At 73.2% G+C, this 20,300-nt stretch carries 17 protein-coding genes and 1 pseudogene; 6 read left to right on the top strand and 12 right to left on the bottom strand.

Annotated elements, in window-relative coordinates:
* Positions 1-497: 497 nt before the first annotated feature.
* On the top strand, positions 498-1,544 hold the full coding sequence (gene trpS / locus HCJ93_RS27885) for a tryptophan--tRNA ligase (protein ID WP_167998606.1): 1,047 nt from the start codon (positions 498-500) through the stop codon (positions 1,542-1,544).
* Here the strand turns inward: trpS and HCJ93_RS29780 are convergent.
* Positions 1,463-2,042, bottom strand: a pseudogene (locus tag HCJ93_RS29780) (GlxA family transcriptional regulator); the annotation flags it as partial. The gene trpS and the pseudogene HCJ93_RS29780 overlap by 82 nt on opposite strands.
* Between HCJ93_RS29780 and HCJ93_RS30290 the strand changes: the two are divergent.
* Positions 1,941-2,210, top strand: a complete 270-nt coding sequence (locus tag HCJ93_RS30290) for an isochorismatase family protein (protein WP_373563624.1) — start codon at positions 1,941-1,943, stop codon at positions 2,208-2,210. The pseudogene HCJ93_RS29780 and the gene HCJ93_RS30290 sit on opposite strands and share 102 nt — an antisense overlap.
* Positions 2,211-2,420: 210 nt before the next feature.
* On the opposite strand, the gene proC is transcribed toward HCJ93_RS30290, so the two are convergent.
* The 5 genes from proC to HCJ93_RS27855 all read right to left on the bottom strand — a co-directional run bounded on the left by proC (position 2,421) and on the right by HCJ93_RS27855 (position 6,164).
* Positions 2,421-3,233 (bottom strand): pyrroline-5-carboxylate reductase, encoded by an 813-nt coding sequence (gene proC, locus HCJ93_RS27875; protein ID WP_167998605.1) that lies wholly within the window; start codon positions 3,231-3,233, stop codon positions 2,421-2,423.
* Positions 3,234-3,406: 173 nt separating this feature from the next.
* Positions 3,407-4,198, bottom strand: a complete 792-nt coding sequence (locus HCJ93_RS27870; protein ID WP_167998604.1) for an ABC transporter permease — start codon at positions 4,196-4,198, stop codon at positions 3,407-3,409.
* Complete coding sequence (locus tag HCJ93_RS27865) at positions 4,195-5,001, bottom strand: ABC transporter ATP-binding protein (RefSeq protein ID WP_167998603.1); 807 nt, start codon at positions 4,999-5,001, stop codon at positions 4,195-4,197. Before HCJ93_RS27865 ends, HCJ93_RS27870 begins: the two co-directional genes overlap by 4 nt.
* Positions 5,002-5,287: 286 nt before the next feature.
* On the bottom strand, positions 5,288-5,800 hold the full coding sequence (locus HCJ93_RS27860; RefSeq protein ID WP_167998602.1) for an EamA/RhaT family transporter: 513 nt from the start codon (positions 5,798-5,800) through the stop codon (positions 5,288-5,290).
* 43 nt (positions 5,801-5,843) lie between these two features.
* Positions 5,844-6,164, bottom strand: coding sequence for an SH3 domain-containing protein (locus HCJ93_RS27855; protein ID WP_167998601.1), 321 nt, complete (start codon positions 6,162-6,164; stop codon positions 5,844-5,846).
* Between the two features lie 191 nt (positions 6,165-6,355).
* Here HCJ93_RS27855 and HCJ93_RS27850 point away from each other — a divergent pair, with 191 nt between their 5' ends.
* Positions 6,356-8,650 (top strand): serine/threonine-protein kinase, encoded by a 2,295-nt coding sequence (locus tag HCJ93_RS27850; protein ID WP_167998600.1) that lies wholly within the window; start codon positions 6,356-6,358, stop codon positions 8,648-8,650.
* Between the two features lie 184 nt (positions 8,651-8,834).
* Here HCJ93_RS27850 and ilvD read toward each other — a convergent pair whose 3' ends face one another.
* The 4 genes from ilvD to HCJ93_RS27830 all read right to left on the bottom strand — a co-directional run bounded on the left by ilvD (position 8,835) and on the right by HCJ93_RS27830 (position 13,526).
* Complete coding sequence (ilvD, locus tag HCJ93_RS27845; protein ID WP_167998599.1) at positions 8,835-10,688, bottom strand: dihydroxy-acid dehydratase; 1,854 nt, start codon at positions 10,686-10,688, stop codon at positions 8,835-8,837.
* A gap of 222 nt (positions 10,689-10,910) precedes the next feature.
* A complete protein-coding gene (locus HCJ93_RS27840) occupies positions 10,911-11,561 on the bottom strand; it encodes a TetR/AcrR family transcriptional regulator (RefSeq protein WP_167998598.1) in 651 nt (216 codons plus the stop codon).
* Positions 11,558-12,391 carry a sugar phosphate isomerase/epimerase family protein gene (locus HCJ93_RS27835; RefSeq protein ID WP_167998597.1) on the bottom strand — a complete coding sequence of 278 codons (834 nt, stop codon included), beginning with the start codon at positions 12,389-12,391 and terminating at the stop codon, positions 11,558-11,560. Before HCJ93_RS27835 ends, HCJ93_RS27840 begins: the two co-directional genes overlap by 4 nt.
* 202 nt (positions 12,392-12,593) lie before the next feature.
* The gene (locus HCJ93_RS27830; RefSeq protein WP_167998596.1) at positions 12,594-13,526 is read right to left on the bottom strand and encodes a Ppx/GppA family phosphatase; all 933 of its coding nucleotides are present in this window, start codon (positions 13,524-13,526) and stop codon (positions 12,594-12,596) included.
* A gap of 62 nt (positions 13,527-13,588) precedes the next feature.
* Here HCJ93_RS27830 and HCJ93_RS27825 point away from each other — a divergent pair, with 62 nt between their 5' ends.
* Positions 13,589-14,488, top strand: a complete 900-nt coding sequence (locus HCJ93_RS27825) for a DUF3109 family protein (protein ID WP_167998595.1) — start codon at positions 13,589-13,591, stop codon at positions 14,486-14,488.
* A gap of 41 nt (positions 14,489-14,529) precedes the next feature.
* Here the strand turns inward: HCJ93_RS27825 and HCJ93_RS27820 are convergent, their stop codons facing one another.
* Complete coding sequence (locus HCJ93_RS27820; RefSeq protein WP_206318050.1) at positions 14,530-16,287, bottom strand: BACON domain-containing protein; 1,758 nt, start codon at positions 16,285-16,287, stop codon at positions 14,530-14,532.
* 333 nt (positions 16,288-16,620) lie between these two features.
* On the opposite strand from HCJ93_RS27820, the gene radA reads away from it, so the two are divergent.
* Both radA and disA read left to right on the top strand, forming a co-directional pair.
* Complete coding sequence (gene radA / locus HCJ93_RS27815; protein ID WP_167998593.1) at positions 16,621-18,030, top strand: DNA repair protein RadA; 1,410 nt, start codon at positions 16,621-16,623, stop codon at positions 18,028-18,030.
* An 81-nt stretch (positions 18,031-18,111) separates the two neighbouring features.
* Positions 18,112-19,236 (top strand): DNA integrity scanning diadenylate cyclase DisA, encoded by a 1,125-nt coding sequence (gene disA, locus HCJ93_RS27810; protein ID WP_167998592.1) that lies wholly within the window; start codon positions 18,112-18,114, stop codon positions 19,234-19,236.
* Between the two features lie 93 nt (positions 19,237-19,329).
* On the opposite strand, the gene HCJ93_RS27805 is transcribed toward disA, so the two are convergent.
* On the bottom strand, positions 19,330-20,175 hold the full coding sequence (locus HCJ93_RS27805) for a hypothetical protein (RefSeq protein ID WP_167998591.1): 846 nt from the start codon (positions 20,173-20,175) through the stop codon (positions 19,330-19,332).
* Positions 20,176-20,300 lie beyond the last annotated feature (125 nt).

Below are 20,300 nucleotides of genomic sequence, written 5' to 3'. Positions count from 1 at the left end.
TTTCTCGACCTGATCCCCAGTCAGCGGGGTTCGTCCGCACGGCCGTTGGGCCGTTCCGACGAGTGAGACTTTAGCGGATTCCCGGCTCCCGAGCTAATCGGGGCCTGCGCTCTTTCGAACGCGGATTCCTCCATTTCGCGAATACGCATGCCGATGACACGACAGCGGACAGACGTCTGCCGTCGATCAGTGGTGGTACTCGCGGAAGGGCTGTCCGGGGACCGACCGGAGTCGGCGCTCACGTCGGACAACCCGGAGAACACTACGGATCACGTCGGGGCGTGTCAACTCGCGTGCCCACCCCACCCTCCGGGCGTACTCTTGTCCCCATGACGACGCGTACGCACTGCCAGTTCTGGTGGGCCGCCTGACGGCGGCCGTCGCTGCGTATGCACTCAACGGCCGCCGCTCCGGCGGCCGTTTTCGTTTCTCCTCCCAGGACTCCGGGGGCGGCCGGCCGGGACGGCGGCCCGGACCCGACGAGAAGGAGAGACGAGATGACGCGGGTTTTCAGCGGGGTCAAGCCGACCGGGCATCTGACGCTGGGGAACTACCTGGGGGCCATGCGGCGGTGGGCCGAGGTCGACCAGTACCGGGCCGATGCGCTGTTCTGCGTCGTCGACCTCCACGCACTGACCGTGGACCACGCCCCGGCGCGGGTGCGCAGGCTCAGCCGGCAGGCGGCGACGCTGCTGCTGGCGTCGGGGCTGGATCCGGAGCGGTGCACCCTGTTCGTGCAGAGCCATGTGGATGAGCATGCGCGGCTGTCGTATCTGCTCGAGTGCGTGGCGACCGACGGCGAGATGCGGCGGATGATCCAGTACAAGGAGAAGGCCGCGCGGGAGCAGCGCCGGGGCGGGAGTGTGCGGCTGTCGCTGCTGACGTATCCGGTGCTGATGGCGGCGGACATCCTGGCGTACCGGACCGACGAGGTGCCGGTGGGGGACGACCAGACGCAGCATGTCGAGCTGGCGCGGGATCTGGCGGTGCGGTTCAACCACCGGTACGGGCACACCTTCACGGTGCCGCGGGCGACATCGCCGGCGGTGGCGGCGAGGGTGATGAATCTGCAGGACCCGGCGTCGAAGATGGGCAAGAGCGAGGACACCGGGCCGGGGATCGTCTATCTGCTGGACGAGCCGGACGTGGTGCGCAAGAAGGTCATGCGGGCGGTGACCGACAGCGGGCGGGAGGTCGTCTACGACCGGGAGTCCCGGCCGGGGGTGGCGAATCTGCTGGAGATTCTCGCTGCGTGCTCGGGTGGGAACCCGGAGGAGCTGGCCGGTGTATACGAGTCGTACGGCGCTTTGAAGAAGGACGCGGCCGAGGCCGTGGTGGAAGTGCTGCGGCCGGTGCAGCAGCGGCATCGGGAGCTGTGCGCGGATCCGGGTTATGTGGAGGGGGTGCTGCGGGAGGGTGCGCGGCGGGCGCGGGAGATGGCGCGTCCGGTGGTGGACGCCGCCTACCGCGCGATCGGGCTGCTGCCGGCGGGGGCCGGTGAGGGTGCGGCCGAGGAGGCGGTGGCGCTGAACGCGGCCCGGTAGGCGCGGGGGCTGGTGGCGAGGCGCGATGCGACGTGCTGGCGCATCGTGACCTCGCTGCCGAAGGCGGCGCGGCGGGCGGCCTCGGGCATGGGGAGGTCGGTGCGCTCGAGGAGGCGCCGGGCGGCGGCGATGCTGGTCGTGGAGCCAGTGCAGCGGGGTGGTGCCGGTGGCGGCGGTGAAGTGTCGGGCGAAGGTGCGCGGTGCCATGCCCGCGTGGCGGGCGAGACCGGCGACGGTGAGTGGTTCGTGGAGGTGGCGCAGGGCGTATGCGTGTACGGCGGCGAGGGTGTCGGGGTTGGTGCTGGGTGTGGAGTACTGGATGAACCTGTCCTGGGTGCCGGTGCGGAAGGGGGCGGTGACCATGGAGCGAGCGACGGTGGCGGCGGTTTCGGCTCCGTGGGCGAGGCGGACCAGGTGGAGACAGAGGTCGATGCCGGCGGCGGTGCCGGCCGAGGTCCACGGGTTGCCGCCCTCGGTGAAGAGGGCGTCGGGCTCGACGGGCGGCTGAAGGGTGCCGGAGTGCGGCAGATCGTGATCGCCGGCATCCAGGTGAGCATGTGCAACGAGACGACGGCCCGCATGGGCGGCAACCTCGGCTACGACGTGCTGTTCCCGCTGGACGCCGTGCACACGTGCGACTGCCCGGTCCGTTCGGCTGGACCCTGACGGCCGACGAGCTGGCCCCGGGCGACAGCGGTCTCGCTCCACGGCGGGCGCTTCGCCCGCCTGCCGGCGACGCAGGAGGTGCCGGCTGCGGCGACGTGAGACCGCGGCCGGGCGGGAGCATCCTCCGGCGGGATCCCGCCGGCGCGAGCAGCGGCTCGGCCCGCGCCCGGGTGGGGGGCGGCGGGCCGGGCGGTTGGGGGTACCGGGCGGTCAGCCGTTGTTGCCCGTGGCGAGTTCGCGGCTGCGGTCGCGGGCGGCTTCGAGGGCGGCGATCAGGGCGGCGCGGACGCCGTGGTTCTCGAGTTCGCGGATGGCGTTGATGGTGGTGCCCGCGGGTGAGGTGACGTTCTCGCGGAGGGTCACCGGGTGCTGGCCGCTGTCGCGGAGCATGGTCGCCGCGCCGATCGCGGACTGGACGATCAGGTCGTGGGCCTTGTCGCGGGGCAGGCCGAGCAGGATGCCGGCGTCGGTCATGGCTTCGACCAGGTAGAAGAAGTACGCCGGGCCGGAGCCGGAGAGGGCGGTGCAGGCGTCCTGCTGGGATTCGGGGACGCGGAGGGTCTTGCCGACGGCACCGAAGATCTCCTCGGCGTGGGCGAGGTGTTCGGCGGTGGCGTGGCTGCCTGCGGAGATGACCGACATGGCCTCGTCGACCAGGGCGGGGGTGTTGGTCATGACGCGGACCACGGGGGTGCCCGCGGCGAGCCGCTCCTCGTAGTAGGCGGTGGGGATGCCGGCGGCGCCGCTGATGACCAGGCGGTCGGCGGGGACGTGCGGGGCGAGTTCGTCGAGGAGGGCGCCCATGTCCTGCGGCTTGACCGTGAGGATCAGGGTGTCGGCGATCTTGGCGGCTTCCTGGTTGGTGACCGGGGTGACGCCGTAGCGGGTGCGGAGTTCCTCGGCCCGCTCCTGGCGGCGGGCGGTGACCAGGAGGTCGGCGGGGGCCCAGCCGGCGCGGATCATTCCGCTGAGCAGGGCTTCGCCGATCTTGCCGGTGCCGAGGACTGCGACTTTCTGGGTCATGGCTGCGGGTGCCCTCCGGGGGTGTGCGATGTCCGGTTTCATCCTCGCACCCCGGACGCTGCGGGGCGGGCCGGTGTCCGGCAGGCGGGACGGCCGGGCGGGACGATGGCGCGGTCGCGGTCACCGGCTCGCATGGGCGCCGCCGGCGGCGGCGCCGGCTCGCGTGCCGCCCGCTAGGCGGTCCTGCGGCGCAGGGTCGCCGCTCCCAGGCCGAGGACCAGCAGGGCGCAGCCGGCGACGATCAGCACGTCGCGGACGAAGGTGGCGGTCATGTCGGTGTGCCTGAGCACCTCGTTCATGCCGTCGACGGCGTAGGACATGGGCAGGACGTCGGAGATGGCCTCCAGGACGGGGTGCATGTTGTCGCGCGGGGTGAACAGCCCGCACAGGAGCAGCTGGGGGAAGATCACGGCCGGCATGAACTGCACCGCCTGGAACTCCGAGGCCGCGAAGGCCGAGACGAACAGACCGAGGGCCGTGCCGAGCAACGCGTCGAGCAGGGCGACGAGGAGCAGCAGCCAGGCGCTGCCGGTGACGTCCAGGTCCAGGAACCACAGGGCGAGGCCGGTGGCGAGGGCGGACTGGACGATCGCGAGGGTGCCGAAGGCGAGGGCGTAGCCGGCGATCACGTCCCCCTTGCCGAGCGGCATGGCCAGCAGGCGTTCGAGGGTGCCGGAGGTGCGTTCGCGCAGGGTGGCGATGGAGGTCACCAGGAACATCGTGATCAGCGGGAAGATGCCGAGCAGGCTGGCGCCGATGCTGTCGAAGGTGCGCGGGCTGCCGTCGAAGACGTAGCGGAGCAGGAAGAGCATCAGGCAGGGCACCAGCAGCATCAGGGCGATGGTGCGCGGGTCGTGCCGGAGCTGGCGCAGCACCCGGCCGGCCGTGGCGAGGGTGCGGGAGAGGTTGAGGGCGCGGGTCGGGGCGGCGGGTGCGCCGGCGGTCGGGGAGGTGCTGGTGCTCATGAGGTGGTCTCCTCGGTGCGGCCCGCGGCGATCGCCGCGTCGACAAGGTGCAGGAAGGCCGCTTCGACGGTGTCGGCTCCGGTGCGGTCGCGCAGGGCGTCGGGGGTGTCGTCGGCGAGGAGTTCGCCTGCGCGCATCAGGAGCAGGCGGTGGCAGCGCTCGGCCTCGTCCATGACGTGCGAGGAGACCAGCAGTGTGGTGCCGCGCTCGGCGGCGATGTCGTGGAAGAGCTGCCAGAGGTCGCGGCGCAGCACGGGATCGAGACCGACGGTGGGCTCGTCGAGGACGAGCAGCTCGGGGGTGCCGAGGAGGGCGACGGCGAGGGAGACGCGGCTGCGCTGTCCGCCGGAGAGGTTGCCGGCGAGGGCGTCGGCGTGGCTGGTGAGGTCGACGTCGGCGATGGCGCGGGTGACGCTCTCGCGGCGCAGCCCGGCGGCGGCGCGGCCGGGGTGGAGGATGGCCGCGAAGTACTCGAGGTTCTGACGGACGGTCAGGTCGTCGTAGACGGACGGGGCCTGGGTGACGTAGCCGATGCGGGCGCGCAGGGAGGGGTGTCCCGCGGGGCGGCCGAGGACGTCCAGGGTGCCGGTGACCTTGGCCTGGGTGCCGACGATGGAGCGCATCAGGGTCGACTTGCCGCAGCCGGAGGGGCCGAGGAGGCCGGTGATCTGGCCGCGCGGAACGGTGAAGCCGAGGTTGCGCAGGACGGCCCTGGAGCCCCGGACGACGGTGAGGTCCTGGGCGCGTACGGCCGGTGGGTCCGGTTCCGGGCGGTGGAGCGGCCCGGAGGAGTAATTCATCATGTGATGAATAATCCTCCCGGGGGTGTGGTCCGTCAAGCGGCCGGTCGGCGGTCCTGGCTCCGGAGCAGTCGGTGGTCGGGGCTGGATCCGGAACGGCTCGGTCCTGGATCCGGGAACGGCGTCCACGCCACCGCGCACACGACACCGCGCACACGACACAGGGCGGCGGCCTTCCGCCGGCGGCACGGGTGTGCGGTCGCCGACGGCAGGCCGCCGCCCTGGGAGGGGGCTGCTGCCCGGTGTGCGAGTGAGGTGTCTGGCGCGCGGGCGGGCCGGAAGGCGCCGCTCAGGCGCGGCGGCGCTTCTTCGGGTTGCCCGAGCGGCGGGAGACGCGCTTCTCGTACTGGGCGCGGGCGGTCTCGTACTCCTCGCGGAGCAGCTTCTCGCCGGGGGCCTCGGTGAGGGAGCGGAAGAAGTAGGCGAGGAGGGAGCCGACGAAGCCGATGCCCAGCATGCCGCGCAGGGCGGACTGGCGGGCCGGGTCGTGGCGGCGGGTGAAGCCCTCCCAGGTGTGCCGGAAGGCGAGTGCGCTGCACACCGCGAACATCACCACCAGCAGCAGATTGACGAAGCTGCCGACCTGGGCGATCTGCAGGCCCTGGTAGGCGATGCGCAGCACGAAGCAGGAGGCGGCCGCGGCGGCCAGGGAGCCGGCGGAGACGCCGACCCGGCGGGCGGCGTAGCCGCGGCCGTGGTCGAACCAGGTCGTCCCGAAGAAGCGGAGAGGTTCGGGCCGGGGACCGCCGGAGGTGTCCGGGGTGCCCGCGGCGCGGTCCGGGGTGCCGTTCGCTGCGCTCACGCTTCGATTATGGCGCCGGCCGGGCCGCGGGCCCCTGGCGGGATCAGGAGCAGCGCGACGTCACGTAGCCGTCGCTGCCGGTCTTCACATAGGCGTCCGAGACGTACTCGCCGCTGCCTATGTTGTCCCAGATCTTGCTGGTGCCGTAGGTGCCGGTCACTGTGGTGCCGGGCCGCTGGCAGTGGATCGGGACCTTGGCTCCCGCCGGCAGGACGCGCACGATGCGGTAGCCCGTGCCCGGGCCGCTGCGGACGTTCAGCCGGACGCCCGGTGCCACCGGGTAGGAGCGGACGGCCGCCGCTGCCGTCGTGGTGACGGCCTCCTCGGTGCGCGGCTCGGCCTCTTCGATGCCGTCGACAGACATGTCGTTCCTCCCCCGTCGAGCCCCATGACTGCCATGGGACCACGTTCATTCCCTCGGGGCACAGGACGAAACACGCGTTCGCAACTCGCACGCGAGGACTACAGGTCCCCACAAGCCCCCTCGGTCTCGTACGTCTCATCGACTAGGCTCCGTGATTCGCGCGCGCGGACGAACAGCACGGGGGTGGTTCCATGGCGCCACAGCGGGACGCCGGAGCGGGCGCGGAAGCGGAACTTCCCGAGTACGCCGGGCACTACCGGCTGGAGTCGCGGCTGGGCTCCGGCGGCATGGGCGTGGTGCATCTGGCGCGCAGCACCTCGGGTCTGAAGCTCGCGGTGAAGGTCGTGCACGCGGAGTTCGCGCGGGACCCGGAGTTCCGGGGGCGCTTCCGGCAGGAGGTCGCGGCGGCGCGGCGGGTGAGCGGCGCCTTCACCGCCCCGGTGGTGGACGCCGACCCGGAGGCCGAACGGCCGTGGATGGCCACGCTGTTCATCCCGGGGCCGACGCTCGCCGAGCAGGTGAAGCAGCACGGGCCGCTGCCGGCGTCCCAGCTGCGCCGGCTGATGGCCGGCCTCGCGGAGGCGCTGCGCGACATCCACCGGGTGGGTGTGGTGCACCGGGACCTCAAGCCGAGCAATGTCCTGCTGGCCGAGGACGGGCCGAAGGTCATCGACTTCGGCATCTCCCGGCCCAGCGACAGCGAACTGCGCACCGAGACAGGCAAATTGATCGGCACTCCGCCGTTCATGGCACCCGAGCAGTTCCGCAGCCCCCGCGAGGTGGGGCCCGCCGCGGACATCTTCGCCCTCGGTTCCGTCCTGGTGCACGCGGCGACCGGGCAGGGGCCGTTCGACTCCGACAGCCCCTACATCGTCGCCTATCAGGTGGTCCACGACGAGCCGGATCTGACGGGCGTGCCGGACGGCCTGGCCCCGCTGGTGCTCCGGTGTCTGGCCAAGGAGCCCGAGGACCGGCCGGCTCCCGACGAGCTGATGCGCGAACTGCGGTCGGTGGCGGCCTCGTACGACACCCAGGCGTTCATTCCGATGCAGCGGATGGGGACGGACGCATCCGGCACGGGGGCCGGGGAGCACGCCGGGGCACCCGTCGCGGAGCCGCCCCACGGCCCCGCCGAGGACCTCGCTCCCTCCGGGCCCGCCGAGAAGCGCAGCGTGGAAGCCGGCGAGGCGTCCGGCCTGGCCCCGGCCGGGAAGCGTGCCGGACAGCCCGCCGGCGAGCCCGCGGAGAACCCCGCGCAGAAGCCCGCGGATGAGCCCGCCGCCCCGGAGGCGGGCCGTCGCCCCGCCCGGCGTCCCGGGCGGAAGGCCGCTCTGGGGGCGGGGGCGCTGGCCCTGGCGCTGACCGGCGGCCTGGTCTCGCTCCAGCTTCTCGCGGGGGTGGACGAGACCCCCGAGAAGACCGCCACGCGCACCGACGCGGCGGCGGCCTCGGCCTTCACGCCGTGGGAGGCTGCCCCGACCGGTGAGCAGGGCTTCGCCCAGTGCTCCCACGGGGCGGGACGGCTGCTGTGTACGCACGCGGGGAAGGTCGTCGCGCTCGACCCGGACGACGGGGACGTGCTGTGGCGGCGCCCGGTGCCGAACGAGCCGAGCGGCCCGCCGGTCCTCTCGGGGGGTCTCGTCCACCCCCTGCTCAGCCTGAGCCGGGGCCTGCTGGCCCTGGACCCCGCCTCGGGCGAGCCGACGTGGCGGCAGGAGGCCGCCGTGCACGACAACAGCGTGGTCGCCGGGGACACGCTGCTGCTCATGGGTGCTGACGGGACCCTCACCGCCCTCGACAGCGCGACCGGCGACCGGCGGTGGCGCCGCCCGCTGCCGGGCCACTCGGCGCCGGTGGTGCTGCACTCGTTCCCCGGCGATCCGCTGGCGTACGCGGTCAGCACGTCCCTCGACGGCAGCCGCACCCGGGTCACGGCGGTCGATCCGCGGAGCGGCGAGGTGCGCTGGGAAGCGGAGATGGCCGGGTACCTCTGGCCGGCCGGGACGGCGGACGGGGCGATGGTGCTCCTCGCCCTCGACACCGTCCACGGGACGGCGCAGTCCGTGGTCCGCTACGAGCCCGGCACCCGTGGGACGCGCCGGGCGGCGCTGCCCGTCCCCCTGGAGCAGCCGCTGGGGATGGTCCGGGGCGGCATCGCCTACCTCTCGGGCGGCGGCGGCAGGATCGTCGCCTTCGACACGGATGCGCTGCGGCAGCGGTGGAGCCTGGAGACCGGTGCCGCCCGCACCTCCGCGCCCGCCGCCGACGACCGGTATGTCCACGTCACCGCGCCCGACGGCCGGCTGCTCGCCGTGGATGCCCGGACGGGGCGGCTGGCCGGGCAGACCGCGGCGCGGCTCGGCAAGCGCGGGGACCGGGTGCCCGCCTCGCTGCCGGCGCCGGTGGTCGGAGGCGGGCGGGTGTACGCCGCGGCGCCGGACGGGACCGTGTTCGCCGTGGACGGGCGGAACCCGGAGGGCTGGTAGGCGGCACAGGAGGCCGGTGGGGAAACGGCCGAGGGCCGCCGCCGTGAGGTCGTCGCGCTCACGGGGGCGGCCCTCGGCCGCATGTCGTCGGCGGGCTTCCGGCGGGATGCGGACGAGCCCCCTGGGATCAACCGGCCCGGATCAGCTCCGCTCGGATCAGCCCACTCCGATCAGCCCGCTCGGATCAGCCCAGCTTGGAGACGTCCCGGACCGCGCCCTTGTCGGCACTCGTCGCCATGGCGGCGTAGGCCTTCAGCGCCGCGGAGACCTTGCGGTCGCGGTTCTTCGGCGCGTAACGGCCGTTCAGCGCCTCCTCGCGGCGGGCGAGTTCGGTGCTGTCGACGAGGAGCTCGATGGAGCGGTTGGGGATGTCGATGCGGATGCGGTCGCCGTCCTCGACCAGGGCGATGGTGCCGCCGGCGGCCGCCTCCGGGGAGGCGTGGCCGATGGACAGGCCGGAGGTGCCGCCGGAGAAGCGGCCGTCGGTGACCAGGGCGCAGGCTTTGCCGAGGCCGCGGCTCTTCAGGTACGAGGTCGGGTAGAGCATCTCCTGCATGCCGGGGCCGCCCTTGGGGCCCTCGTAGCGGATGACGACGACGTCGCCCTCCTCGACCTGCTTGGTGAGGATCTTCTCGACGGCCTCCTCCTGCGACTCGCAGACCACCGCAGGGCCCTCGAAGGTCCAGATGGACTCGTCGACTCCGGCCGTCTTCACCACGCAGCCGTCGACGGCGAGGTTGCCGCGCAGCACGGCGAGGCCGCCGTCCTTGGAGTAGGCGTGCTCGACGGAGCGGATGCAGCCGTTCTCGGCGTCCTCGTCGAGCGACTCCCAGCGCTCGGACTGGGAGAAGGCCTCGGCGGAGCGACGACAGCCGGGCGCCGCGTGCCACAGCTCCACGGCCTGAGCGGACGGTGAGCCGCCGCGGATGTCCCAGGTCTTCAGCCAGTCGGCCAGCGAGGGGCTGTGGACGGAGTGCACGTCCTCGTTCAGCAGGCCCGCGCGGTGCAGTTCGCCGAGGAGGGCGGGGATGCCGCCGGCGCGGTGCACGTCCTCCATGTAGTACGTCCGGTCCTTGGCGACGTTCGGTGCCACCTTGGCCAGGCAGGGGACGCGGCGGGAGAGGGCGTCGATCTCGGTGAGGCCGAAGGGGACCTCCGCCTCCTGGGCGGCGGCCAGCAGGTGCAGGATCGTGTTGGTGGAGCCGCCCATGGCGATGTCCAGGGCCATGGCGTTCTCGAAGGCCTGGAAGGTGGCGATGCTGCGCGGCAGGACCGACTCGTCGTCCTGCTCGTAGTAGCGGCGGGTGAGGTCCATCACCGTGTGGGCCGCGCGGACGTAGAGGTCCCTGCGGGCGGTGTGGGTGGCGAGGACCGAACCGTTGCCGGGGAGGGACAGGCCCATCGCCTCGGTCAGGCAGTTCATCGAGTTGGCGGTGAACATGCCGGAACAGGAGCCGCAGGTGGGGCAGGCGTTCTCCTCGATGCGCAGCACGTCCGCGTCGGAGACCTTCTCGTTGGCGGCCTCGACCATGGCGTCGACCAGGTCCAGCGTGCGGACGGTGCCGTCGACCAGGGTGGCGCGGCCGGACTCCATCGGGCCGCCGGAGACGAACACCGTGGGGATGTTCAGGCGCAGCGCCGCGTTGAGCATGCCCGGGGTGATCTTGTCGCAGTTGGAGATGCAGATCAGGGCGTCGGCGCGGTGGGCCTCGACCATGTACTCCACGCTGTCCGCGATCATGTCGCGGGACGGCAGCGAGTAGAGCATGCCGCCGTGGCCCATGGCGATGCCGTCGTCCACGGCGATGGTGTTGAACTCGCGGGGGATGCCGCCGGCCTCCTTCACCGCCTCGCTGACGATGCGGCCGACCGGGGCCAGGTGGGTGTGGCCGGGCACGAACTCGGTGAAGCTGTTGGCGACCGCGATGATCGGCTTTCGCCCGATGTCCGCACCGGGTACACCCGAGGCACGCATAAGGGCGCGGGCGCCCGCCATGTTGCGGCCGTGGGTGACTGTGCGGGACCTCAGCTCGGGCATCGTCGCTCGCTCCTTCAGACCTTCTTCGAAGAGTGCGGACCGGACAGGTCCGGCTGTGACGAGCGTACGCCGGTCATCCAGAGGGCGGGACAAGGTGTCCGGAATGCGGGATGCGTATCTCAGTTCGCCGGACCCGTTTTCCCGGGTCCCGTTCCTCCGGGTCCCGGGGCCCGGTGCCGCCGGTTCCCGGAGCCGGCGCTGCCGCGTCCGCCGCGCGGGCGTTCAGGGCCCGGTGAGGTGCCCCTGCACCACGGGCGCCACACGCCGGATGATCTGCTCGGGGTCCGCCGAGGCCAGCGGCTCCACCTTGATCACATAGCGGACCATGGCGACGCCGACGAGCTGCGCCGCGGCCAGCTCGGCGCGCAGCTCCGCGTCCGGCCGGCCGACCCGGGCGGCGATGTGGCGCAGCAGCTGGCCGGCGATCAGACGGCGGAAGACGGCGGCCGCGGTCTCGTTGTTCACGGCCGAGCGGACGATCGCCAGCAGCGGGGCCCGGGTCACCGGGTTCTCCCAGAGGCCGATCAGGATCCGGGTCATCCGCTCGCCGGCCTCCTCGATCGGGCCGGTGACCACCGAGTCCCGCATCGCCAGCGCCGGTGCGAAGGCGACCTCCACCGCGGCCTCGAAGACCTGCTCCTTGGTGCCGAAGTAGTGGTGCACCAGCGCGGAGTCCACACCGGCGGCCTTGGCGATGCCCCGTACGGACGCCTTGTCGTAGCCGCGTTCGGAGAAGACCTCGCGGGCCGCTTCGAGGATGCGGTCGCGGGTGCCGGCGGACTCGGTGCGCGGGGGGCGCCCGCGGCGGCGGGCCGGTCCCTCGGCGCCGGCGGGCGGGTCCGCGTCGCCGCCGGGCGCGGTGAGACCGGTCACGGGTGCGGCACCCCTGCCGGTGCGGAGGCCGAGGCGAGGTGCAGGCGGGTGAAGGCCAGCGCCTCCGCCAGGTCGGCCTCGCGCTCGGCGCTGGACATGGCGCGGCGGGTGTTGACCTCGATCACCACATGGCCGTCGAAGCCGGTGCGGGCGAGGTGCTCGAGCACCTCGGCGCAGGGCTGGGTGCCGCGGCCGGGGACCAGGTGCTCGTCCTTGGCGGAGCCGCGGCCGTCGGCGAGGTGGACGTGGCCGAGCCGGTCGCCCATGCGGTCCAGCATCCGCAGGGCGTCGGCGCGGGCGGTCGCGGCGTGACTGAGGTCGATGGTGAAGTGGCGGTAGTCGTCCTTGGTGACGTCCCAGTCGGGGGCGTAGGCGAGCATCTCGCGGTCGCGGTAGCGCCAGGGGTACATGTTCTCCACGGCGAACTTCACATCCGTCTCGTCCGCCATCCGCCAGATGCCCTCCACGAAACCGCGGGAGTACTGCCGCTGCCAGCGGAACGGGGGATGCACCACGACGGTGCTCGCGCCCAGCTTCTCGGCGGCCGCCTGCGCCCGCTGGAGCTTGGTCCACGGGTCGGTGGACCACACCCGCTGGGTGATGAGCAGGCAGGGGGCGTGCACGGCGAGGATCGGGATGCGGTGGTAGTCGCTGAGCCGCCGCAGCGCCTCGATGTCCTGGCTGACCGGGTCGGTCCACACCATGACCTCGACGCCGTCGTATCCGAGACGGGCCGCGATCTCGAAGGCCGTCGCCGTGGACTCCGGATAGACGGAGGCCGTCGACAGGGCGACCTTCGCATCCGGGACGCGCACGAGGGGCTTGGCCATGAGGGACAGGTTACGGGGTGGCAACGGGTGGGGGCCGGGCGCCCGATCGCCCTTGTGGCGGACGCCATATGCGCTCGTCCCGAGGCCTGCGGTCTCCATCGGCCGAGGTGCCCCTGACGTGCTCCTCCGGCGCGCGGGCCTGACCCGGCGGGTCGCGCGCCGTGCTCCGGCGGGCCCGCCGGGCCGTCTCCCAGGGCCTGTCTCAGCCCTGGTCCATGTGGTCCAGGCGGCGCAGGATGACGCCCTCGCGGAGGGCCCAGGGGCAGATCTCCAGACGCTCGACGGCGAAGAGGTCCATCGCGGCCTCCGCGACCAGGGCGCCGGCGAGCAGCTGGTTGGCACGGCCCTCGGAGACTCCGGGGAGTTCGGCGCGTTCGGCGGCGGTCATCCCGGCCAGGCGCGGCACCCAGTTCTCCAGGGACTCGCGCTTCAGCTCGCGCTGCACATAGAGCCCCTCGGCGGAGCGGGCGGCGCCGGCGAGGCGGGCGAGCTGCTTGAAGGTCTTGGAGGTGGCCACGACATGGTCGGGGGCGCCGAGGCGGCTGAAGTCGCCGACCGTGCGGGCGATCTCGGTGCGCACATGGCGGCGCAGGGCGCGGACGTCGTCCGGTGCGGGCGGGTCGCCGGGCAGCCAGGCCGCGGTGAGGCGGCCGGCGCCCAGCGGCAGCGACACCGCGGCGTCGGGCTCCTCGTCCATGCCGTAGGCGATCTCAAGGGAGCCGCCGCCGATGTCGATGACCAGCAGCTTGCCCGCGGACCAGCCGAACCAGCGGCGGGCGGCGAGGAAGGTCAGCCGGGCCTCCTCCTCGCCGGTGAGCACCTGGAGCCCGACGCCGGTCTCCTGGCGCACCCGGTCGAGCACCTCGTCGGCGTTGACCGCGTCGCGCACCGCGGAGGTCGCGAACGGCAGCAGGTCCTCGACGCCCTTGTCCTCCGCGGCGGTGAGGGCGTCCTGGACGACGGAGACCAGCCGCTCCACGCCGGCCGAGCCGATCGCCCCGTCGCCGTCGAGGAGCTGGGCGAGGCGGAGTTCCGCCTTGTGCGAGTGCGCGGGCAGCGGGCAGGCGCCGGGGTGCGCGTCCACCACCAGCAGGTGCACCGTGTTCGAACCGACGTCGAGGACACCAAGTCTCATGTACGGAACGCTACTGCCCACGGCGGTGCGGAGTCGCGGTCCGGGCGACTTACCCTGGACGGGTGCCAAAGACGAAAAAGGCGAAGGACGCGAAGTCGCCCAAGAAGGACAAGCGAGCCAAGGAGACCGCGACGCCCGCGGTTCCTGCGGCCGAGCCCCCTGTGGACGACGAGAAGGGGCTCGACTTCGCTCGCGCCTGGGTGGAGTTTCCTGATCCGGCGGACGACGAGCAGGTCTTCCGCTGCGATCTGACATGGCTTACCTCTCGCTGGAACTGCATCTTCGGCAGCGGCTGCCAGGGCATCCAGGCCGGCCGCGCGGACGACGGGTGCTGCACGCTGGGTGCCCACTTCTCGGACGAGGACGACGAGAAGCGGGTCGCCGAGCATGTGGCACGCCTCACACCGGACATCTGGCAGCACCACGCCGAGGGCACGAAGAACGGCTGGGTGTCCGTGGACGAGGACGGCGACCGCCAGACCCGCCCCTACCAGGGCTCCTGCATCTTCCAGAACCGGCCGGGCTTTCCCGGCGGCATGGGCTGCTCGCTGCACATCCTCGCTCTGAAGGAGGGCCGCGAGCCGCTGGAGACCAAGCCGGACGTGTGCTGGCAGCTGCCGATCCGGCGCACCTACGACTGGATCGACCGCCCCGACGACACCCGGGTGCTGCAGGTGTCGATCGGCGAGTACGACCGGCGCGGCTGGGGGCCGGGCGGTCACGACCTGCACTGGTGGTGCACCTCGGCGACCTCGGCGCACGGCGCGGGCGAGCCGGTGTACGTCTCCTACCGGGCCGAACTGACCGAGCTGATGGGCAAGGCCGGCTACGACCGGCTGGTCGAGCTGTGCGAGCAGCGCCTGGCCTCCCAGCTGCCGCTGGTGGCCCCCCACCCGGCGGACCCGCAGCAGCCCGGGCAGCCCGCGAGCGATCCGGAGCGGAACACCGGCCGCGGGACGTGATACCGGGCCGTCGCATCGGGCGCGCAGGCCCCGGGGCGGCGTCAGGGCGTCTGATCGGGGGTGCCGGGCCCGTCCGGCGGTGGCGCCGGGTCCGTGGGGACGTCGTCGGCCGGGTCGCCGGTGCCGGGCTCGGGGTCCTGGGAGGTCGGGGGCGGGTCGCTCGGTTCGGGGTCCGAGGGGGAAGGACCCGTCGGGTCCGGCTCAGGGTCCGAGGTGGACGGCGGCGGGCTGCTGGGCGTGCCGGGGTGGCCGGGGTGCGAGCCGGTGGGCGTCGAAGGGGCGGAGGGGCTCGGGACGGGGCCGTAGCCGTCGATGGTGACGACCACACCCGCCGGGGCGATCGCCACCCGGGCGCTCCAGTGCCCTGACGGTTCGCGCAGCTGGTCGACGTACACCTTGATCGTCAGGGACTCGCCGGGCTGGAGCAGGCCCGAGGACTGGCTGAGGTAGAGCCAGGACGCCCCGGTCGACGCCGACCAGCGGACGGGCACGGTACCGGTCGCGGTGAGGGTGATCAGCGTGGTGTCGCCGCTGTGTCCGGCCGTGACGTCCAGCGCGGCCGCCCCCTGCTGCCCGGTGCCCGTGACGTCGACGACCTCCACGGACACGTCCGCCTTGGCGTCCTTGCCCTTCGTGCCGAAGCGCGCGCCGGGGTGGGTGCTGGCGTTGCCGGCGTTCTCGTAGCCGCCGGCTCCGTCGCCGTCCAGGTCGAAGGGGCCGTCCGCCTCCCGCGCGGAGGCCGAGCGGCCGTCCTGCGCCTCGTCCACGGGGGTGCCCCGGTAGGCGGCCCACAGGGCGAGCACCGGCGCGGCGACGACGGTGGCCACCACGGTCGTGGTGACCGCGCGGGCCCGCAGCCGGTCCCGGCGGGCCGCCCGGTCCTTGGGATCCATGGGGAAGCCGCGCCGGTCGAAGCGGGGTGCGGCGGTGCGCCCGCGGGGGTGGTGCGCCATGGCGGCGTACAGCGCCGCGGTGGGCGCGGGCAGCACGGGCAGCGCGTCGGGCGTGACCGTGGTGCCGGGCCAGCGGCCGGGGACGGCCCGCTGGGCGGTGCGGCGGCAGCGGGGGCAGTCGTCGACGTGCCGGACCAGCTCGCGGCGCACGGCGCTGCTGAGCACCAGCTGGTGGTCACCGGTGAGATGCGCCACGCCCGGACAGCTGCCCTGCTCGACGACGGCGAGCGCCGCCCGGGTGCGCTCCACCTCGCAGGCGGCCGAGGCGAGCAGGTCGCGTGCGGCGGCCGGGTCCATGCCGAGCACGGCGGCCACCTCGCCGGCGTCCAGCTTGTGGCGCACGGCGAGTTCCAGCGCCTCACGCTGCTCCGGGGTGGTGCCGGCGGCCTCCGGCCACGCCAGCAGGGCCAGTTCGCGCCGGCGCTGCTCCTGGACCTCCTCGGAGACGGGCGGCGCGGAGGCGGTGCGGGCGGGGCGGGGGGTGTGCTGCCGGCCGGTGCGGCCCGCCGCGTGCGTGGTCTGACGTTTCTGCTTGGCCTCGGTCAGCTTGCACAGGCAGGCCCAGCGGGCCAGCGCGTACAGCCAGGCCTTGCGCTCACCGGGTGCGTCGGGGACGTGGCGGGCGCGGCGCTCGGCGACGGCGAGGACGTCGGCGAGGGCGGCGGTCGCCGCGTCGTGATCGCACAGCACGGACAGGCAGTAGGTGAACAGCCCGTCCAGGTACGGCTCGTACGGCGCGGGCGGCCGCTTCGCGAGTGCGCGAGCGGCCCCACGGTCACGCACCTCGCGGTGCGCCCGGTGTGCGCCGGTCGTGCGGGTCGAGGTCTCCGGGCCACTGCTCATCATTCGGCGACCGTAGGGGGCCTCGGGCGGCCCCTTCCGGAGCGCTGCGCTCTTTTAATCCATACGGGTGAAACGATCCCTCAATCGAGGACGGATTCCTTGGCGCTCAACGGATGGGACGATTTTTCAGCCCGTTCCCGGCGCACTCGCGGCGCACCCCCGGCGCGTTTCCTGGCGCTCCGCTCCGCGACGCCCCGGCGTGCGCCCGCGATGCCCTCGGGAGGCTCTCCGTGCGAGGCACCGGATGCCGGGCGCCGCCGCGGTCCCGGGCCGGACGCCGCCGCGGTCCCGGGCCGGACGCCACCCGCTGTCAGAGGCGGCCTATACCTTGTGCGCATGGCTGCCCGCACCAAGACCACCAAGGACCGCCCGTCCTACCGCTGCACCGAGTGCGGCTGGCAGACGGCCAAGTGGCTCGGCCGCTGCCCCGAGTGCCAGGCCTGGGGCACCGTCGAGGAGTACGGCGCGCCCGCGGTCCGTACCACCACGCCCGGCCGGGTCACCACCTCCGCCCTGCCCATCGGCCAGGTCGACGGGCGTCAGGCCGCCGCCCGGTCCACGGGCGTGCCGGAGCTGGACCGGGTGCTTGGCGGCGGGCTGGTCCCCGGCGCGGTGGTGCTGGTGGCGGGCGAGCCCGGCGTGGGCAAGTCCACGCTGCTGCTGGACGTCGCGGCCAAGTCGGCGAGCGAGGAGCACCGCACGCTGTATGTGACCGGCGAGGAGTCGGCGAGCCAGGTCCGGCTGCGCGCCGACCGCATCCACGCCATCGACGACCACCTCTACCTCGCCGCCGAGACGGATCTCGCCGCGGTGCTCGGCCACTTGGACGCGGTGAAGCCCTCGCTGCTGATCCTGGACTCGGTGCAGACGGTCGCGTCTCCCGAGATCGACGGTGCCCCGGGCGGCATGGCGCAGGTGCGCGAGGTGGCCGGGGCGCTGATCCGCGCCTCCAAGGAGCGCGGGATGTCCACGCTGCTCGTGGGGCATGTCACCAAGGACGGCGCGATCGCGGGCCCTCGCCTGCTGGAACACCTGGTCGACGTGGTGCTGCACTTCGAGGGCGACCGGCACGCCCGGCTGCGCCTGGTCCGCGGCGTCAAGAACCGCTACGGCACCACCGACGAGGTCGGCTGCTTCGAGCTGCACGACGAGGGCATCACGGGCCTTGCGGACCCGAGCGGACTTTTCCTGACCCGCCGTGACGAACCGGTCCCCGGCACCTGCCTGACGGTCACCCTCGAGGGCCGCCGCCCGCTCGTCGCCGAAGTGCAGGCGCTCACCGTCGACTCACAGATCCCCTCCCCCCGGCGCACCACCTCGGGACTGGAGACCTCCCGCGTGTCGATGATGCTGGCCGTGCTGGAACAGCGCGGACGGATCAGCGCCTTGGGCAAAAGGGACATCTACTCCGCGACGGTCGGCGGGGTGAAGCTCTCCGAGCCGGCCGCGGACCTGGCCGTGGCGCTCGCCCTGGCCTCCGCCGCCAGCGACACTCCGCTGCCGAAGAACCTGGTCGCGATCGGCGAGGTGGGGCTCGCGGGCGAGGTGAGACGCGTCACGGGCGTGCAGCGCAGGCTCGCCGAGGCACACCGCCTGGGTTTCACACATGCCCTGGTGCCGGGCGATCCGGGAAAGATTCCGGCCGGCATGAAGGTTCTGGAAGTCGCGGACATAGGGGACGCTCTGCGCGTCCTCCCGCGCTCCCGTCGACGAGAGGCCCCACGGGAGGCGGAGGACCGCCGGTAGACTTTGCCCAGGTCTCGCCCGTCCGTACGAACCGAGTGCGCGAAACGGGGGCGCCCCAGAACCTGCGACCGGAGGAGTGCAGTGGCAGCCAACGACCGGGCAGCAGCTCCCGGAAAGTCCGGCGGGAGTGCCGGTTCCGAGGGCCTGATGCGCGCCTCGCTGAGCGCCGTGGCACCCGGCACGGCGCTGCGTGACGGCCTGGAGCGGGTACTCCGCGGCAACACGGGCGGTCTGATCGTGCTCGGCTCCGACAAGACCGTCGAAGCCCTGTGCACGGGCGGTTTCGTCCTGGATGTCGAGTTCACCGCGACCCGGCTGCGGGAGCTGTGCAAGCTCGACGGCGGCATCGTGCTGTCCTCGGACCTGTCGAAGATCCTGCGGGCCGGCGTCCAGCTGGTCCCCGACCCCACCATCCCCACCGAGGAGACCGGCACCCGGCACCGCACCGCCGACCGGGTCTCCAAGCAGGTCGGCTTCCCGGTGGTCTCGGTCTCCCAGTCGATGCGCCTGATCGCCCTCTACGTCGACGGTCAGCGCCGCGTCCTGGAGGACTCCGCGGCGATCCTCTCCCGCGCCAACCAGGCGCTGGCCACGCTGGAGCGCTACAAGCTCCGCCTCGACGAGGTGGCCGGCACGCTGTCGGCGCTGGAGATCGAGGACCTGGTGACCGTCCGGGACGTCTCGGCGGTCGCCCAGCGCCTGGAGATGGTGCGCCGCATCGCCACCGAGATCGCCGAGTACGTGGTGGAGCTGGGCACCGACGGGCGGCTCCTCGCGCTCCAGCTGGACGAACTGATCGCGGGCGTCGAGCCCGAGCGCGAACTGGTCGTGCGGGACTACGTCCCCGAGCCCACCGCGAAGCGCTCCCGCACGGTCGAGGAGGCGCTGAACGAGCTGGACGCGCTCACCCATGCGGAGCTGCTCGAACTGCCGACCGTGGCGCGGGCGCTGGGGTACACGGGGTCGCCGGAGGCGCTGGACTCCGCGGTGTCCCCGCGGGGCTTCAGGCTGCTGGCCAAGGTCCCCCGGCTGCCGGGGGCGATCATCGACCGGCTGGTCGAGCACTTCGGGGGCCTGCAGAAGCTGCTGGCCGCGAGTGTCGACGATCTGCAGACGGTCGACGGCGTCGGCGAGGCGCGGGCCCGCAGCGTCCGCGAGGGCCTCTCGCGCCTCGCGGAGAGTTCCATTCTGGAGCGCTACGTCTAGGGGGGCGTGCGCTTTCGAGTACCTGCGGGTGCGTCCCGGCTGGTCGCGCGGTTCCCGGCTGCGGCCACCCCGGCCGCCTCGCCGCGGGCAGCGCTAGTCCGCCTCCAGCACGAACGACGTCTGCACCTTCTTGAAGCCCGGCGCCTTCGCCTCCACGAGGTAGGTCCCCGGCTTCGCCGATCCTCCCTTCGGCGTCGCGCACTCCGGCTCACTCGGCTTCCGGTCCCACTTCACCGTGTAGGTGATGGCATCCCCCGCCGGCACCCGGAAGACCAGATGCCCGGCCCCCTTGGGGCAGTCGTCCGACGCCCAGAACGCATCGTCACCCTCGTCACCGGCCTGAGTGACCGTCACCACCGCGCCCTCGGGCCCGAGATCGACCTTGCAGTCGCTCCCCGACACGTTCCGCGCCGTCAGCAGAAACGTCGGCTTCTCCCCCGGCCCGTACGTGTTCCGCACACTCCGCAGAGTGAACCGCACCGCGGACGGCGTGCAGTCGGGCAGCCCCGCCCCCGACCCGGCCGGCAGCGCGTCCCCCGCACCGACCCCGGCCGACGTGCCCCCTTCGGAGCCGCCCCCGGCGCTCCCTCCGGCGCCCGTGCCGTCACCGGAGCCGCCCCCGGCTCCCCCGGTGTCACCGTTCGCCCCGTCGTCTCCCGACCCGGCGGAACCCCCGGAGCCACCGCCCTCCGACTCGTCCCGCCCGCCGGGCGCCTGGCTGATCGCCGGCCCGGAACCGGACGGCCCCGGCGTGATGGACGGCGCGGGATTCTTGCCGTTGGCCCCGTTGCCGCGGTCACCCCCGCCGGAGTCGCCCAAGTTGACGACGGCCCAGGTGATCAGCAGCGCCAACAGCAGTAGCACAGACAGCAGTACGACCCTCCGTCGCCAGTAGATGGAGGAGGGAAGCGGCCCGACCGGATTGCGCAGAGATCCCACGGCGCAAACTGTACGAGAGATCGGCGCGTTGACCGCCCCCACCCGCCGCTGAGATCGGCAACTTTTCCGGATCATCATCCCGGAACTCGCCCTGGACACCCCGCCTTTCACCGGACCGGGCACCT

It is taken from the genome of Streptomyces composti (genome assembly GCF_012034205.1).
Lineage (GTDB): Bacteria > Actinomycetota > Actinomycetes > Streptomycetales > Streptomycetaceae > Streptomyces > Streptomyces composti.
Note: the sequence above shows the minus strand (reverse complement) of the source record. Positions and strands in the feature narration are given on the sequence as shown.

Bases quoted from the DNA above. Each gene is read 5' to 3' on its own strand.
- trpS (WP_167998606.1), top strand. From the start codon at position 498: ATGACGCGGGTTTTCAGCGGGGTCAAGCCGACCGGGCATCTGACGCTG.
- proC (WP_167998605.1), bottom strand. From the start codon at position 3,233: ATGACCCAGAAAGTCGCAGTCCTCGGCACCGGCAAGATCGGCGAAGCC.
- HCJ93_RS27870 (WP_167998604.1), bottom strand. From the start codon at position 4,198: ATGAGCACCAGCACCTCCCCGACCGCCGGCGCACCCGCCGCCCCGACC.
- HCJ93_RS27865 (WP_167998603.1), bottom strand. From the start codon at position 5,001: ATGATGAATTACTCCTCCGGGCCGCTCCACCGCCCGGAACCGGACCCA.
- HCJ93_RS27855 (WP_167998601.1), bottom strand. From the start codon at position 6,164: ATGTCTGTCGACGGCATCGAAGAGGCCGAGCCGCGCACCGAGGAGGCC.
- HCJ93_RS27850 (WP_167998600.1), top strand. From the start codon at position 6,356: ATGGCGCCACAGCGGGACGCCGGAGCGGGCGCGGAAGCGGAACTTCCC.
- ilvD (WP_167998599.1), bottom strand. From the start codon at position 10,688: ATGCCCGAGCTGAGGTCCCGCACAGTCACCCACGGCCGCAACATGGCG.
- HCJ93_RS27835 (WP_167998597.1), bottom strand. From the start codon at position 12,391: ATGGCCAAGCCCCTCGTGCGCGTCCCGGATGCGAAGGTCGCCCTGTCG.
- HCJ93_RS27830 (WP_167998596.1), bottom strand. From the start codon at position 13,526: ATGAGACTTGGTGTCCTCGACGTCGGTTCGAACACGGTGCACCTGCTG.
- HCJ93_RS27820 (WP_206318050.1), bottom strand. From the start codon at position 16,287: ATGATGAGCAGTGGCCCGGAGACCTCGACCCGCACGACCGGCGCACAC.
- radA (WP_167998593.1), top strand. From the start codon at position 16,621: ATGGCTGCCCGCACCAAGACCACCAAGGACCGCCCGTCCTACCGCTGC.